The organism is Leptospira ainlahdjerensis (assembly GCF_016919175.1).
Classification (GTDB): Bacteria; Spirochaetota; Leptospiria; order Leptospirales; family Leptospiraceae; genus Leptospira; species Leptospira ainlahdjerensis.
Genome location: NZ_JAFFPU010000011.1, coordinates 61,780 through 77,531, shown reverse-complemented (window position 1 = coordinate 77,531; position 15,752 = coordinate 61,780). Strand labels below are relative to the sequence as shown.

The following is a 15,752-nucleotide window of genomic DNA, read 5'->3' as shown; positions in this document are numbered from 1 at the left end:
AACTCTCACAGGTTTGCGACTTCTCCGATTCTGCGAAGTTCGCCTAATCTCACCGTGGGGATTTTTGTAGGAACTCTCACAGGTTTGCGACTTCTCCGATTCTGCGAAGTTCGCCTAATTTCACTGTTGGGATCGTTGTGGGAACTCTCACAGGTTTGCGACTTCTCCGATTCTGCGAAGTTTGCCTAATCTCACTGTTGGGATCGTTGTGGGAACTCTTACAGATTTGCGATTTCTTCGTTTTTGCGAAGTTCGCCTAATTGCACTGTGGGGATTTTTGTGGGAACTCTTACAGATTTGCGATTTCTTCGTTTTTGCGAAGTTCGCCTAATTGCACTGTAAGGATTTTTGTGGGAACTCTTACAGATTTGTGATTTCTCCGATTCTGCGAAGTTCGCCTAATTGCACTGTAAGGATTTTTGTAGGAACTCTTACAGATTTGTGACTTCTCCGATTCTACGAAGTTCGCCTAATTTCATTCGATAAAAGATTGTGGCTGAGATTCTGATAAGAATCATGGAAATCTCTTTCTTTAGAAAAAATCTTTAAGAGAGGGGATTCACAAAAGAATGAAAATCTCAGTTAAAAAATTAAAACCAAACGCCGAACTTCCCGGATTACAAACGATTCATTCGGCGGGTTATGACGTGCACGCGTGTCTGGATTCCAATCTAACCCTCGAACCGGGGAAGATTATTTTGGTTCCAACAGGGCTCTCTTTTGCGATTCCTCCGGAATATCATTTTGAAATTCGTCCACGATCGGGCTTCTCGACTAAAAATCGAATTCTCATTCCGAATTCTCCCGGTACGATCGACAGTGATTATAGAGGAGAGTTGATGATTCCTCTTTTGAATTTAGGAGATTCTCCCTATGTCGTCGAGCACGGAATGAGAGTTGCTCAGCTGCTCATTCGTAAAACATGGTATGCGGAATGGTCCCTCGTCGAAGAATTCCCAGATCAAACCGAGCGAGGCGCAGGCGGTTTCGGTTCAACGGGTGTATAACGTTCTATTCTTATAAGCTGATTTGATATTCGGAGATTCAAAACGAAAAAAGCGTAGAATTCTAAACGACGGATTGTTGTTTTTGGAAGACTTCTCGTTTTCAGAGAGCGGAAGTTATCCTAAGGCGACGGATGGAAGAAGAAAACAGTTTTTCTCGTTGGTTTCATATTCTCAGGATTTTATTGGGCTTCGGTATATCCTCCGGATACTTTCTTGTGAAAGCGAAACGAGAATGGTCCGATCCAGTGTCCTCTTCTTTGGCAATTCTCTTCGCTTGCGTTGCTTTTGCCGTGGCGATCGTTTGGATTTTACGTTCTTATCCGAAGCTAAGAATAGGATCGGATCGAAAATTGCGTTTTTTCGTTTTGACAAGTTTTCTCTTTTTTGTATTATTCTTTCTTTTTGAAATAATTCAAAATAAATATAGGTTTTTGAATATTCTAAATAAAGAATATTTTGCATCAAATCCGTTTTTTGAATTTGCGATATTTTCGATTGTGCTAACGTTTTCTTCCTTTTTGGAAATAAAAATTTTGGAGAGCGTCTTCGGAAAAAGTCTTCCTTCCGAATCAAAAAGGAACGCCGTCCTTCTTTCCATTCTTCCTTGTTTGACCGTTTTTGTCGCGGATCATGAATGGACGCGGTCGATCGCAAGGGGTTTGAAAATTTTAGAGGATGGGTCCGAAGACCTTGTCAAAGGCCAAGATTTAACTTCGGCTTTCGCATTTTTTTTTTGGCATTTAAATATAGGATTCTATGCGGTTCGCCTATTTGAAAGCAAAACGTATAGCAAGCCTTTTGTTGATCGGGAAATTGGAGAAAGAATCAATTGAAGAATAAAAACCAATATCTTTTGGATTGTTATCAAGCCGCGTTTGGAACGGTCCTTCCCTCGGCTTTGAGCGAAAGAATTCTTAACGGAGAATTTATTAAGTTCTCAAATAAAGAATTTTTAGAAAAAAAAACGAATCAGCTTTTCGAGATCGAATTGATCAAGGACATAGGGAATCGGATGGGAGGGTTGGTTGATCAGAGCATTCGGCTTGCGATCGCGGAAGCTCTTGATACGGATGAACCGATCGCCTTTGCTGAATTGAAATCGGAATTTGTCAAAGACTCCTTCACTTATAACCTCGTTCTGTTCCCGACGTATGATCCCGAGGATCCTTGTGCGGTTTATCTCCTCAAACATAAGGGTTACCCAGGCGATGAATTTGAAGACGAGGATGAAGACGAAGATGTTTTTGAGAGCGATCTTGAGTTTGAGATGGAGCCCGCATTTGATTCTTTGGCCGATCTCTTTTCTTTGCCTGAAAAAAGAAAAGTACCGTAAAAAATAAGCTTATCTTCGAATTTAGAGTAGGCTCTAAACTCGAATGATTCTTTGTTTTTGATTTCCATTGATTTTAAAACTTGTCTAACTCTTAAAGAGATCGGAGTTTTAGAATTCTATGGAAATGATGTTAAAAGGAAAGACCGCGCTGATTTCTGGCTCGACGGCGGGTATCGGTTTTGCGATCGCAAAACGGCTGCTAAACGAAGGTGCAAACGTATTTATAAACGGAAGAACTGAGTCCCGTGTGGATCAAGCGATCGCTCAATTGAAGAATGAGATTCCGAACGGAAACGTAAAAGGATTGATCGCCGACTTTGGAAAAAAGCAAGAGATCGATTCGATTTTGAAAGAATTACCCGAGGTCGATATTCTTATCAACAACGTGGGAATTTTCGAACCGAAGGACTTTGCGGAAATTCCTGACGAAGATTGGTTTCGTTTTTTGGAAATAAATCTCTTAAGCGGTGTAAGACTCTCCAGATTCTATCTTCCTAAAATGCTAAAGAAAAATTGGGGAAGAATCCTTTTTATCTCGAGCGAATCCGGAGTTCAAATTCCGGAAGAGATGATTCACTACGGAGTCACGAAGAGCGCGCAGATCTCTCTCGCAAGGGGACTCGCCGAACTGACAAAGGGAACTAACGTTACCGTGAATTCAGTTCTTCCTGGACCCACTCGTTCGGAAGGCGTTGGAGGGTTTATAGAGAATCTCGCTTCCAATCAAAAGGTTTCCACCGAAACCGTTGAAAAAGAATTTTTTAAGAATGTGCGCCCGTCTTCTCTTCTTCAAAGATTTGAGAGTGTGGATGAAATTGCAAATATAGTGGTTTACCTCTCTAACCCTCTCTCTTCCGGAACGAATGGCGCCGCTATTCGAGTCGACGGGGGAGTCATTAAATCGGCATTTTAAGTATGAAATTAAGCGTACTGGATCAATCTCCGATTCGAAAGGGCGGTTCTGCAAGACAGGCCGTCCAGGAAACGATTGAACTCGCAAAACTCGCGGACGAATTAGGTTACACACGATTTTGGGTATCAGAACATCATAATATTCAAGGACTTGCAGGTTCTACTCCCGAGGTTTTGATTTCACATCTCGCAGGGATCACGAAAAATATTCGCGTCGGCGCGGGAGGTGTGATGCTTCCCAATCACAGCGCCTTAAAAGTCGCCGAGAATTTTAGAATGTTGGAAACCCTCTTTCCGGGAAGAATCGACTTGGGATTGGGAAGAGCTTCTGGAAGCGATCGATTGACCGCTTCGATTTTAAATCCGGGATCACAATTCATTCGAAACGATTTTGGTCAGCAACTCTTGGATCTTCAGTGTTATCTTACGGACCGAGCCGAGGAAGATTCGATTCAGATGAAGGTTAAGGCGATCCCGAAAGCGGATACGGTTCCGGAGTTGTGGATTCTTACATCGAGCGGGGAGAGCGGTTTGCTCGCGGCTCATTTCGGTTTAGCGCTTTCTTTTGCTCATTTTATCAATCCTCTTGGCGGACCGAATGCGGTGAGGGCTTATAAGGATCGTTTTTGTCCTTCGGAATCTTTGGCTTTTCCACAAGCGAGTTTAGGAATTTTTGTTCTCTGCGCGGAGAGCGAAGAAAAAGCGGAAGAGTTAAGGACCGTAATGGATCGGCAGTTGTTGAATATCGGAAAAGGAATCAGCGAAGGAGTATTGTCTTATGAAGAAGTGATCAAAAGTCAATATACCGAGTTTGAGAAGGCGGTCATCCTGCAAAATCGCGGGAGGATGGTCGCGGGAACCCCCGATCAAGTGAAAGAAGAGATTCTTCGATTAACAGAAGAATACGAAGTGGAAGAGGTTGTTGTGACGACGATTACCTATGATTTTGAAGATAGACTTCGTTCCTATCGTCTTCTTGCAAATGAGTTTGATCTAAAGCCGATTCTTTCGATTTAAAAAAATGTCCGATCTTCGGACAAACAATTCTCTTTTCTATCAAATGACAAAATTAGAATCAAATTCTTTGTATCTGAAAAGTAAGAATTTTAGAATCAAGGGAAAAGACTGTATAAGGAGATTCTAAAATGTTTAAGAATGAAGAAGAACTTGATAAGGATTTTTTCTGGAAGAATCCTCCGAAATTCGAGATTAAAAATCATAGATTGTTTTTTAAAACTTCTCCGGATACGGATTTTTGGCAGAGGACACATTACGGCTTTCGAAGGGACAACGGTCATTGTCTTTTGAAAAATATTACGGCCGATTTTTCACTTTCCGTAAGAACTGAATTTTATCCAAAGAAACAATACGATCAGTGTGGTCTGATCGTTAGAATCGATTCTGAAAATTGGATCAAAACTTCCATAGAATATGAAACTTCCGATCATTCGCGCCTGGGTTCCGTTGTTACAAACCTCGGCTATTCCGATTGGGCCACTCTCGATATCCACTCTAAGATCTATACGATGTGGTATCGAATTCAAAACAAAGAAAACGATTTTTTATTAGAATATTCTGAAAATGGAATGGACTGGAAACAGCTTCGGATGACTCATTTGCTTTCGAATCGTCGACCGTTTGCCGTTGGAATCTATGCTTGTAGTCCGATGGAAAGTTCCTTTGATTGTATCTTTGATCATTTTGAACTGGGTGCTTCCGAATGGCCGGTCTGATTTTCTAATTCGAACTTCGCGTTGAGTTGTGGATGTTTTATAGGACCTGAAGTTTTGCGTTTATACGAAGTTTGCCTAAGCGCCGGACTTGTTTCTTGAGAGTTATGTAGGAACTCCAGCTGCTTTTTTGCGTTTATACGAAGTTCGGCTAAACGCCGGACTTGTTTCTTGAGAGTGATGTAGGAACTCCAGCTGCTTTTTGCGTTTATGCGAAGTTCGCCTAAACGCATGGACTTGTTTCTTGAGAGTGATGTAGGAACTCCAACCGCTTTTTTGCATTTATGCGAAGTTCGCCTAAGCGCGCGGACTTGTTTCTTGAGAGTGATGTAGGAACTCCAACTGCTTTTTTGCGTTTATACGAAGTTCGGCTAAACGCCGGACTTGTTTCCTGAGAGTGATGTAGGAACTCCATCTGCTTTTTGCGTTTATACGAAGTTCGGCTAAACGCCGGATTTCTTCCCGAAAAACACCCGGTCGACTCCAGATATGAGAATTCTCAGAGCTTTGTGATCCGAGAAATAAATTCTTCTTTTAGGAACATCGTAATTGATTTCATCGATTCTCCTCGAAAAGGAAATAGAGAATTCAAAGTGGTAGTTCCTACAATTCTTTTCAAAAAAGCGGGGTCCGGGGTTTTCATCCGGAAGAAGTTCCCCGGAAAGGGGGTAGCGTAAGACGCGAAAGCGTCTGGAGCGAGGGGGACTTTTCCCCCTCCATGCGGCTCAAAAGTAGGAACTCACACAAACCGATTCCCCTTTTCTAAAAGGTGAAAAAATTCCAAAATTAAGTCTCTTTTCTTTTTCTGGGCAGTTTCCGATACAAATAGCATGGAATCCAAAGACTTCAAACCAGCCTGGAACCTACAGAATGGGAAAAAGATTCTTCCCTATGTCTTACTTTTTTCGGGGATTATTCTGACCCTTTCCCTCGGGTCTTTCGACGCCGGTGAGCAGGGAATCGAGCACAACTTCTTCGGAAGACTCGGATTCTATCTTTCTTACGGAATGTTTTTTATGTTCGGGGCCGCTTCGTTTCTGCCCGGACTTTTTGCCATCGGTCTTGGATCCCTTCGTCTTGTGAAAGACGAGTTTGACTTAACGAACAGACTCTTCTCACTTCCCGTTTTCTTATTCTCTTTTACGGTCACCCTTCAAGTGACCGGACACGTTTCTACGATTCCTTTCGGTTCCCAAGGAGGATTCGTTGGACAATTACTTTCTTCGGGACTGGAATTTATTTTCGGATCCACGGGGAAAATTCTCATCCATCTTGTTTTTTACTTCTACGGTTTAATACTTTTGTTAAACGAATCTCCTCTTCATTTTTTTGGAAGAGTTCTCGGGACCGCCGGAGCTAAATATAAAGAAGGATTTCAATCCGGCTTGGGAAAAGGCGGTTCGAGTTTGGGAACCCTCTTTCAATCTGCGGTTGAGAAAATTCAAAAAAGGGAATCCAGTCCTCCGTGGTTTATTTCCCTTTCGAGCGCGAACCATTCCCCGGAAGAACTTTTTCAGCAGATGCATTCTCAAAAAAAAGGCGTTGTAAGAATGGAGCCTTCTCCTTTGCAGACGGCTCTTCATTCTACCTTTGGAAAAGAAGGAAGACTTTCGGATCTACTTTCAAAAGTGGATTCCGGATCCCTTGTTTCCAAGGAAAGTTCTCGGATTCGTTTTCAAAATCAGGGCGCCTTTTCTGGAAATTTCGAAGAGGAGGGAAAAGTTTTTCGTTTCCAATCGGTTTCTTCCGCCCTCTCTGAAAAAATAAGAGATGAAAAAAGTTTTCAAGAATCCTCTTCAAGCTGGGAAATCATAGATTTCAGAACTGGAGACTCAAAAAATCCTTTTGCAAAAAAAGAAAACACGATCCTGGCGGTTTCTCCTCCGAAGGAGGAATCCATTTCTTCTTTGGAGGAAGAAGAGGGAGAATGGATCGAAAATTCTTCGGAAGATATGGAAGAGGAATTTTACGAGGACACTTTTGAGGAAGAAGAATCGGAAGCTCCTCCGGAAGAAGAGTCGATAAAATCTCTGGAAGAAGCCAGCAAAGTTCCGGAAGATAAAAATTTCATTCCTCTCTCTCCGATTGCGAATTTGGTCCCAAGTTTTGAAACAAAAGAAAGGAAGTCGGAACAGGTCCTTCCCTTTCCTCCCGTGACGTTGATCCCGGAAGTAAAGTCGAAACGTTCCATCTATCACGTTCCTCTTAAGAGTTTAAAAACGACTACTACCAAAATTCAAGACCCTCTTTTTAAGATCGAGAGCGACAAGGTCGCAAGAAAGATCGAGGAAATCATTCGTCAATACGGATACGAATCTCAGGTCGTTTCTATGGAGAGAGGGCCGATTATCACTCGATACGAACTTACTCCTCCCCCCGGAGTAAAGCTGGGAAGAATTACTTCTCTTGCTGACGAACTTCGTCTTTATCTCGCCGTCAAAAACATTCGTATCGTCGCTCCGATTCCTGGAAAATCTACGATCGGGATCGAAGTTCCGAACACGATTCGAGAAGATGTTTTTCTCGGAGACATTCTCCATCAAAACTTAAGCCTGAGACCGAAGAAGGATCTTTCGATTCTCATTGGAAAAGATATTTCAGGAAAGTTAGTCAGCATTGATCTCAATAAACTTCCGCATCTTCTCGTTGCGGGGACGACCGGTTCCGGTAAATCGGTTTGTTTGAATTCTATGATTTCTTCTCTCGTGGTTCATCTTTCTCCGGAAGAAGTTCGTTTTATCATGATCGATCCGAAGATGGTGGAACTTACGCTCTACGAAGACATTCCTCATCTTCTAATGCCGGTGATCACCGATCCGAAAAAAGCGACACGAGCTCTTGCTTGGGCGATTCAAGAGATGGAAGCTCGTTATCATTCCGTTTCAAAACTCAAGTGTAGAGATTTTAAAACTTATAATGAGAAAGTGGAACAGGGAGCGCATAGAGATGGATATAAGAAGATGCCTTATATCGTAATCTTTATAGACGAGCTTGCGGATCTGATGATGGTTTCCGGAAAAGATCTGGAAGACGCGATCACGAGAATCACGCAGAAGTCTCGTGCGGTCGGGATCCATCTGATCATGGCGACACAACGTCCTTCCGTCGACGTGATCACGGGTCTTATCAAAGCAAACTGCCCTGCGAGAATGGCGTTCCATGTTGCACAGAAGACGGATTCTAAAATTATCTTGGATCAGAACGGTGCGGAATCTCTTCTCGGAAAAGGGGACTTTTTATACAAGTCTCCGACCGCTGCGGATCTTGTGAGAATTCAATCCCCTTATGTTTCGGAAGAGGAGATCGAGAAGATCGTAGAAGAAGCAAGGAAGTTTGGAAAACCTTCTTATGTGGATTTTGATCTGGATGAAGAAACGGAGAACGCCGCGATGGACGAGGAAGACGAAGAACTCTTCGAACAGGCTTGGGAGATCGTTCGTTCGGATCGGAAGGCATCCGCGAGTTATCTTCAGAGGAGGATGAGGATCGGTTATAACAAGGCCGCTCGTCTTATGGAACTCATGGAAGAACGCGGATACGTGAGCGCACAGATCGGCTCGAAGGGAAGAGAGATTCTTAAGTAGGGGCCGCGGAGTTCCAACGCGGATCTCGTCTCGGAGGGAAGAAATCAGTGTGTTTTTTGGGGGAGGGGGAGGAGTCCCCCTCGCTTCAGCCGCTCCGCGTCTTACGCTACCCCCTCTCCGGGGGAAAATTTTCAGAAAAAGAACCCCGGACCCAGTTCTTTTGATTAGGGAGAGTAGGAACTGCAACAGCTCCTCTTCGGGCTTCTCCCTAAGAGAAATCGAAGAAATCAACTTCAGTGATCCGAAACAAAGAAAGTATCTCTCGGATCACATTCCAATTCTCTGGAAATCCTTCGTCCAGATAAATCGAGATGAAGAATATATCTGTAATTCTTGTGAAACGTTGGAGCTCCTTGATTCATCGTCTTCTCGATAGAATCTCCGACTCCAGCATCTTCCAGATGCAAGAGATAATTAAAAAGAAAACACCGAGAAACTCCGTGAGCCTGGGCTAAGACTCCCAATAAGACCCAGCTTTCTATCCCGATCCGAACGTTGACCTTTTTCAATTGATTCTTACCGGGACTCAATTGATATAAGGTAGTATCGGTTCTCCTTCCCAGTCTTCTCTGCGAAGAGAGAAACTTTCCATAACGTTTTAGGAGAATTGGAATCTTCTTTGGAAGAATTCTCCTCTCATTTTCCGGATATCGCAGCAAGGTTTTTTCCGGAATGAGCAGAGTAACGACGTTTGTCTTATTTCCTTGGAGACGAGATCGGAGGATATGATCCCCCTTCAGCATTAATAATCCCATTACTCTTCTACGGTTCCGCGATGGAGTGAACCATACGTTTGATTTGAGAAAATTTTCAGGGAGAGAGAAAAAAAGGGTCTTTTCCGAACCCGGTCCAAAGGGATTTCCGTTTGACCCAGGACTGTGGGAACTCTCACAAAACTTCCTTCTACGATCAATCTCCGCAACGCGGGTCAAAATCAGGACTTCCTTCCGCACTTCCGGCCCGCCCTTAAAATCCAAACTCCGCCTCCCCGAACGTGCGCAGGAGTTCCAACACCCGGTCCCACCGAAATTCTCCCGAACCGGGCCCTCCCTAATTTTAGAAAGTGACAAGGTTCCTAATACGTCCGAAGGTAGTAAAAAAATCCCGGGAGATCCGGTTTTTCTCATGAAAAAAACAATCATTCTCTCTTTTTGTTTCTTATTTCTAACCATAGACTCCGCTCTCTGGGCGCAACCCTCTCACAACTGGAATTCTCCTTCCGAAGTCGTAAAACAGGTGAAGAAGAAGTTTAGCGATCTGAGTTCCTACAAAGCCGATTTTCAGATCCAAACCGTATCCAATAAAAAAAGCAAAAACATGAGAGGGGTCTGTCTTTATAAAAAAGGCGGAAGAATCCGTTATCAATTCAGCGATCCTTCCGGAGATGAGATCGTATCCGACGGAAAAACTCTCTATATCTATATCGCTCGTCTGAATGCGGTTGGAAAACAAGACCTTACATTCAATAAATCGAATAAATCCGGACCGATCTTTTCCAGTTTTACGGACGAAGGTCTTTCTCGAATTTTTAGAAAGTATCACTACAAGTTTGATTCCATCGAACAACCTCAGGTTTCACCAAAAGACGGACGCAAATACTTCGTTCTCAATTTAGAACAAAGAGAAAAGGTCGGCGGGTTTGAAACGATGCTTCTTTACGTGGACGCCGAAAGTTATTTTATTCAAAAAGCGGTGGCGAGCGACGGAAGAGGAAAGGAAACTACAGTAGAATTTTCGAATATAGAAACAAATCCCGATTTGGAAGACGGTCAGTTCAATTTTCATATTAGCGGAAACGCAAAAATCGTAAACAACCCTCTTGTGTCGGAACAATAACCAAAGTCCGAGAAAGGAGCGAAAACATTGAATCAGAAAAGAGTAGGACAGATTCTCCGCGAAGCGAGAGAAGAAAAAAAGTTAAGTGTAAAAGACGTAGCGAAAGAAACAAACATTTCGGTGAAATATATCCTTGCACTCGAAACGGAGGATTATTCTCAGTTTCCGGGTGAAACCTTCACCATGGGATTTTTAAAAAACTACGGAAGTTATCTCAAACTGGACACGGGGCAGCTGATCAACTTGTATCGTGGTGAAAAAATCGAAGAGTCTCAGGCTCCTCTCGAAGAACTCACACGTCCCACAACTTCTTATTATTCTAAAATCAACGTGGATAAGAATAAGATCTTTACGATCGCGGCGGTTCTTGTCATTCTAATCTGCGCTTATATCATTATCGACGTAGCAACCGATTCTTCTTCCGGCGACGACGCGGTGGAAGAATCCGGTAAAAAACTGGACATCCCCGAAAACATCGACTTCTCTTCCAGATCGATTCCGGAAAACAGAAGCGAATCCTTCATTCTTACCCCGGACAAAGGCGTGAGTTTTCCAGTAAGCAATCAACAGTGTAAACTTTTTATAGACTCCGTAGAAAAGGGCGGGGCAGTAAACACTGCCGTTCTTGCTTTTAACGTCTATCCGGAACTCACCGTATATAAATTCCGTCTGAGCGAAGGACAGGAAAAAGTTCTGAGTTATACGATTCCCGAAATCTCAAGCCTCAGACGCAACGTAAGAATCATCGCGCAAGCCGTGACTGAAAACTCCGCCAAAGTTCTTGTTACACTTAGCGAAGAGGAGCAAAAACCGGAGAGTGCAGTCGACACCACAAAGACATTAGGCGACGTTCCGATCCAAGTAACTCTTTTCTTTAGCAAAGCCAGTTACGCCGAATTCATCATCGACGGGCAGATGGGATTCAGAGGTCTTGTGCAGGCCGGAGAAAATCGAAGCCTCGAAGCAAAGGATCGTCTCGAACTCAAAGTAGGAGACGGATCCGCGGTGGAAATGATTCAGAACGGAAAGCCGAAGATCACACTGGGTCGTCCCGGAAAACTCGTAAAGAAGATCTTTGTCAAAACTCAAAACCCTTATGATAGTACACAGTCCGTCATCAGGGAGCTGGGAGAATAGAATTTTTTGGAAAAGAAATTCTTCATCACCACACTGGGGTGTCCGAAGAACACGGCGGACTCCATGAGCATGCATCATTCTCTTCTGGAAGAGGGATTTGTTCCCGCTACACTTCCGGAAGAATCTGATTTTCATTTTATCAATACCTGTACCTTCATTCAATCAGCGACCGAAGAAACGATTCAAACGATTCTTTCCGCGGCTCAGGTCAAAAAACAAAATCATCAAAAACTCGTAGTAGTGGGTTGTTTTGCGGAACGTTATCCGGATAATATCAGCGCCGAAATCCCGGAAGTGGATCTCTTTTTTGGAACCGGAAAATACAACCAAGCGGGAAAACTTCTCAGAGAAAAGTTCCCCGATCTTTCTCCTCCAAAATTAGAATTCAACGAAGACATATTAGAAAGGCTCAAACTTTCCGCAGGCATCGAAAACTATTCCAAACCGTACGCTTATGTAAAAGTTTCAGACGGTTGCAATCGAGGATGTTCTTTTTGTATCATTCCTTCCTTTCGCGGGAAGTTTAAAGAATCACCGGTGGAAGATATCGTTCGCGACGCGGATCGTGCGATTCGCGCGGGAGCTAAAGAGATCTGTCTTGTTTCCCAAGACACGGTTTATTACGGAAGAGATTCGGAAGTTCTTCTGGATATGGTTCGTAAAGTTTCCGAAATCGAAGCGCTCAAGATTCTAAGATTGTTGTATTTGTATCCGGATAAGAAGACTGAAAAACTCATTCGTCTTATGGGTCAAACTCCGAAGATCGCTCCTTATCTGGAATCTCCACTCCAACACGTTTCTTCCAAAATTTTAAAGAGTATGAATCGCGCCGGAGAAAGTTCCTACTTCAAGGATCTTTTTTCACTCGCAAGAGAAGTCAAACCCAGTCTGGAAATCCGTACTTCGTTTATCATCGGTTATCCGGGAGAAGAACCGGACGACGTGGATCAGATCCTTCGTTTTATCGAAGAGACAAGACCCGAAAAGGTGAACTTATTTTCTTATTCTCCGCAGGAAGGAACCAAAGGCGCCGAGGTCAAACAGACGGTATCCGAAAAAGAAAAATCGAAACGAATCAATCTTATCCGCGACGCGCACCTGGCGATCTTGGAAGAGATCCACGAATCAAGAATCGGTCAGACCTATGACGCGATCGTCGACAATATCGAAGACGGTCAAGCGGTGGTAAGAAGACTTCAAGACGCGCCGGAAATGGACGAGGTCGTTTATGTGGACGATCCTTCTTTGATTCCGGGAACTCTTGGAAAAGTCAGGATCGATTCTTTTTACGAATACGATATGAACGGAACCTGGGTTTTTTGAATGAACAAAGTTATTTTCAATATTCCTAATATTCTTACGATGCTCCGCGTAGCTGCGGTTCCTTTTTTTGTCTGGTTTTTATTCCAGAAAGAATGGGAATATCATATCGCAGCTCTGATTCTATTCGTCGTTGCGTCCTTGACCGATCTCATCGACGGTTATCTCGCTCGAAAATGGAATCAGGAAACCGAGTTTGGAAAATTCTTAGATCCGCTCGCGGATAAGATCATCGTAACGGGTTGTTTTGTTACGTTTATCTTTTTGCAGGAACAAATCGAATTCTGGATGGTTTGTATGATCATCGGAAGAGACATGCTCATCACTTGTCTTCGTTATCTTGCGATTCGTCAGGGACAATCGATCCGAACCACGATGCTCGGCAAAGTGAAGACGGTCTTTCAGATGGGAGCGATCGTACTCATTCTTGTATTCTTTATTCTCGTATCGAGTAAGAAAAGAATTTTGATCAACGAGGCTTACGCTTCCGGAAAGGCTTCCGGTCTCACGGTATTCGAGATTGCAACCGGGAATGCGATTTACTTTTTTCAAAACTTAAACAAGAATACCACCTTGGGAGATATCATCTTCGGTCTTGGAGCCTTCGTTCCTTATTGGGGAATGCTGATCACGACCGCGATCACTGTGTTCTCGGGGCTTCGTTATATGGTGTCCAACAGCCAAGTTCTTTATCCCTCCAATATCAAAAGGATGTTTCAGAAACGTGGAACCAAGAGCAGCAATTCTTAAACTGATCGATCGAAAACACCTCACTTCCGAAGAAGCCGAGTCTTTTCTAAATCACGTCATGAAAGGAGAAGTTTCCGAAATTCTTCTTTCCGCTTTTTTAAGCGCGATGAGAGCCAATGGAGAATCGGTCGACGAAGTTCTCGGTTGCACCTTGGCCCTCCGCAAAAACGCGCTCCGACCGAAGACCGTATTTCCTTTTGATCTTTTGGACACTTGTGGAACCGGAGGAGACGGGCAGGGGACGATCAATATCAGCACCCTTTCCGCGATCACACTTGCTTCTTTAGGAATCAAGGTCGCCAAACACGGAAACCGATCCGTATCCTCTCATACGGGATCGAGCGATATTCTAACGAGACTCGGGTACAAAACCGAAAAGACCCAAGAAGAAGTGGAACAACATCTGATCTCTCAAGGGTTCACCTTTCTCTTTGCACCGATGTGGCATCCTTCTATGAAATACGCGGGACCGGTTCGCAAAGAATTGGGCTTTCGAACGGTCTTTAATATGATCGGTCCGCTTTCCAATCCGTTTTCTCCCCAGTATCAGATCATCGGGGTTTACGAACCGGAACTCATGGAACTCTTTATCAAGGTATTACAAGCCCTTGGTTTAAAACGGGCTATGGTCTGCCATTCTCGGGACGGATTGGATGAATTTTCGATCTTTTCGATCACGGACTATTCTTTTCTGGAGAATGGGGTCATCAGTCGTCATTCTTTTGATCCTTCTATCCTAAAACTGCCGACACTAAAGAAAGAAGAAGTCTACGCATCCTCTTCCGATCACGCGGAAGCTTTGGCAAGAAGAGTTTTGCAAGGAGAGGCGATCGCGGGATCTCATGCGGTTGCATTGAATGCGGGAGCGGGTCTTTTTGTGATGGGAAAAGCTCCGAGTATCGAAGAAGGATACAAAAATGCCCTGGAAGCGATTCTTTCTGGAAAAACAAAGAAGTATTTCGAAGATTTAATTTCCAAAGGGTAAACGAGAAAAATACTGGTTAGAATCCTCTATCCAATCTAAACAGGGAATTAGAAATGACTCTGAATTCAATCATACTCCTTCAATTGGCACAAGCCGCCGGCGACGGAGACAAATCTCCTTTCTCCACGTTACTCTTGATTCCAATCATGCTCGTGATCATGTATTTTCTCGTAATTCGTCCTCAAAGAAGCGAAGAGAAAAAACGCAAAGAGATGATCGAAAGTCTCAAAAAAGGCGACGAGGTTGTTACTTCTTCGGGGATTCACGGCAAAGTTGTGGAAATCAAGGAAAACAACGACGTTGTGGTTTTAAACATTGCGAAGGATACGAACGTTTCCTTTACGGCGAATACGGTTCTTAAAAAGAAACAAGCGGACAAATGAAAAAAGCGGCGGTCTCCATTCTACTCTTTCTTTTTCTTGGGAATACGGTTTTGTTTTCCCAGGACGGGGAAGAAATCGACTTCCTCGAAAAGGTTGCCGAACCCAAAAAGACCGTCAGCAAAAAGTCTTCCAACTCGACCGCTTCTTCTTCTACAAAGTCTTCTAAGAAAAAAGAGAAGAAAAAGTCGAAGAAGAAAAAAACGAAAAAGTCCTCCACTTCTCCTCAAAATCCGGAAAATACAAAGAAGAATGTGGAGCCTTCGAACAACGGAGAAGACGTTTCGAAATCCGGGAACAATTCCCAGGACAACGGATCGAATTCATCCAATTCTTCCAATACGAATTCTCAGACAAAAGATCCTTCCACTCGCAGCGTAGAAGAGCAACAACTCGCGAGCGCTTCCAAAGTGGACGCAAGCGATTTACAAAAGCCGTATTGGGTGAACGAGGAAGTAAAGGTGAAACCGACCGGGCTTCCGGGATATACGACCCCTGCGGAGACTGAAAAAACCGAGCAGGGACCTTCTTTTCAGAGTCGCCTCTCCGACATACTCAAGTTAGGCGAAGATAAGAAAAAAGAAGAAGAGAAAAAAAAGGTTCAGGAAGGACAGAAGTCCGGATCCTTTACCGGATTTATCTCCGACTATAAAAAACCCATCATCATTGTAGTATTTATTTTATTATTTGCTTTGTATCGATTGAAAGCGGGAAAATCGCGCGGAAGTTCCGGTCGCAGATCCCCCGTTACGATCAATAAAATGAGAAGAGACTAGGA

Annotated in this window: 14 protein-coding genes; 13 read left to right on the top strand and 1 reads right to left on the bottom strand. The window is 43.6% G+C overall.

What is annotated here, in order from left to right; genetic code table 11:
- The first annotated feature begins 569 nt into the window (after window positions 1-569).
- The 6 genes from dut to JWG45_RS02575 all read left to right on the top strand — a co-directional run bounded on the left by dut (window position 570) and on the right by JWG45_RS02575 (window position 8,566).
- Window positions 570-1,007 carry a dUTP diphosphatase gene (dut, locus tag JWG45_RS02600; RefSeq protein ID WP_205278224.1) on the top strand — a complete coding sequence of 146 codons (438 nt, stop codon included), beginning with the start codon at window positions 570-572 and terminating at the stop codon, window positions 1,005-1,007.
- Between the two features lie 829 nt (window positions 1,008-1,836).
- Window positions 1,837-2,340, top strand: coding sequence for a hypothetical protein (locus JWG45_RS02595; protein ID WP_205278223.1), 504 nt, complete (start codon window positions 1,837-1,839; stop codon window positions 2,338-2,340).
- A gap of 118 nt (window positions 2,341-2,458) precedes the next feature.
- On the top strand, window positions 2,459-3,253 hold the full coding sequence (locus tag JWG45_RS02590) for an SDR family NAD(P)-dependent oxidoreductase (protein ID WP_205278222.1): 795 nt from the start codon (window positions 2,459-2,461) through the stop codon (window positions 3,251-3,253).
- A 2-nt stretch (window positions 3,254-3,255) separates the two neighbouring features.
- On the top strand, window positions 3,256-4,269 hold the full coding sequence (locus tag JWG45_RS02585) for an LLM class flavin-dependent oxidoreductase (RefSeq protein ID WP_205278221.1): 1,014 nt from the start codon (window positions 3,256-3,258) through the stop codon (window positions 4,267-4,269).
- 128 nt (window positions 4,270-4,397) lie between these two features.
- Window positions 4,398-4,985: a DUF1349 domain-containing protein gene (locus JWG45_RS02580; protein ID WP_205278220.1), complete on the top strand. Its 588-nt coding sequence runs from the start codon at window positions 4,398-4,400 to the stop codon at window positions 4,983-4,985.
- Between the two features lie 827 nt (window positions 4,986-5,812).
- Window positions 5,813-8,566 (top strand): DNA translocase FtsK, encoded by a 2,754-nt coding sequence (locus JWG45_RS02575; RefSeq protein ID WP_205278219.1) that lies wholly within the window; start codon window positions 5,813-5,815, stop codon window positions 8,564-8,566.
- A gap of 233 nt (window positions 8,567-8,799) precedes the next feature.
- On the opposite strand, the gene JWG45_RS02570 is transcribed toward JWG45_RS02575, so the two are convergent.
- A complete protein-coding gene (locus tag JWG45_RS02570) occupies window positions 8,800-9,321 on the bottom strand; it encodes a DUF1564 domain-containing protein (RefSeq protein WP_205278218.1) in 522 nt (173 codons plus the stop codon).
- 370 nt (window positions 9,322-9,691) lie between these two features.
- Here JWG45_RS02570 and JWG45_RS02565 point away from each other — a divergent pair, with 370 nt between their 5' ends.
- From JWG45_RS02565 to JWG45_RS02535, 7 genes are read left to right on the top strand one after another with little or no spacing between them, the layout of a single operon-like run.
- On the top strand, window positions 9,692-10,402 hold the full coding sequence (locus JWG45_RS02565; protein WP_232380477.1) for a LolA family protein: 711 nt from the start codon (window positions 9,692-9,694) through the stop codon (window positions 10,400-10,402).
- A 27-nt stretch (window positions 10,403-10,429) separates the two neighbouring features.
- Window positions 10,430-11,539, top strand: coding sequence for a helix-turn-helix domain-containing protein (locus JWG45_RS02560; RefSeq protein ID WP_205278217.1), 1,110 nt, complete (start codon window positions 10,430-10,432; stop codon window positions 11,537-11,539).
- Window positions 11,540-11,545: 6 nt separating this feature from the next.
- Entirely contained in the window at window positions 11,546-12,862 is a 1,317-nt protein-coding gene (gene rimO, locus JWG45_RS02555; protein WP_205278216.1) for a 30S ribosomal protein S12 methylthiotransferase RimO, read from the top strand.
- Window positions 12,863-13,609 (top strand): CDP-diacylglycerol--glycerol-3-phosphate 3-phosphatidyltransferase, encoded by a 747-nt coding sequence (gene pgsA / locus JWG45_RS02550; protein WP_069606784.1) that lies wholly within the window; start codon window positions 12,863-12,865, stop codon window positions 13,607-13,609.
- Entirely contained in the window at window positions 13,584-14,594 is a 1,011-nt protein-coding gene (gene trpD / locus JWG45_RS02545; protein WP_205278215.1) for an anthranilate phosphoribosyltransferase, read from the top strand. The genes pgsA and trpD overlap by 26 nt, the downstream gene beginning before the upstream one ends.
- A gap of 59 nt (window positions 14,595-14,653) precedes the next feature.
- Complete coding sequence (gene yajC, locus JWG45_RS02540) at window positions 14,654-14,977, top strand: preprotein translocase subunit YajC (protein ID WP_205278243.1); 324 nt, start codon at window positions 14,654-14,656, stop codon at window positions 14,975-14,977.
- A complete protein-coding gene (locus tag JWG45_RS02535) occupies window positions 14,974-15,750 on the top strand; it encodes an SRP-less Sec system protein (RefSeq protein WP_205278214.1) in 777 nt (258 codons plus the stop codon). Before yajC ends, JWG45_RS02535 begins: the two co-directional genes overlap by 4 nt.
- Window positions 15,751-15,752: the final 2 nt, after the last annotated feature.

Excerpts from the sequence above, each read along its gene's own strand:
- JWG45_RS02535 (WP_205278214.1), top strand. The coding sequence starts at position 14,974 with ATGAAAAAAGCGGCGGTCTCCATTCTACTCTTTCTTTTTCTTGGGAAT.
- dut (WP_205278224.1), top strand. The coding sequence starts at position 570 with ATGAAAATCTCAGTTAAAAAATTAAAACCAAACGCCGAACTTCCCGGA.
- JWG45_RS02570 (WP_205278218.1), bottom strand. The coding sequence starts at position 9,321 with ATGGGATTATTAATGCTGAAGGGGGATCATATCCTCCGATCTCGTCTC.
- JWG45_RS02565 (WP_232380477.1), top strand. The coding sequence starts at position 9,692 with ATGAAAAAAACAATCATTCTCTCTTTTTGTTTCTTATTTCTAACCATA.
- JWG45_RS02590 (WP_205278222.1), top strand. The coding sequence starts at position 2,459 with ATGGAAATGATGTTAAAAGGAAAGACCGCGCTGATTTCTGGCTCGACG.
- JWG45_RS02585 (WP_205278221.1), top strand. The coding sequence starts at position 3,256 with ATGAAATTAAGCGTACTGGATCAATCTCCGATTCGAAAGGGCGGTTCT.
- JWG45_RS02580 (WP_205278220.1), top strand. The coding sequence starts at position 4,398 with ATGTTTAAGAATGAAGAAGAACTTGATAAGGATTTTTTCTGGAAGAAT.
- JWG45_RS02575 (WP_205278219.1), top strand. The coding sequence starts at position 5,813 with ATGGAATCCAAAGACTTCAAACCAGCCTGGAACCTACAGAATGGGAAA.
- pgsA (WP_069606784.1), top strand. The coding sequence starts at position 12,863 with ATGAACAAAGTTATTTTCAATATTCCTAATATTCTTACGATGCTCCGC.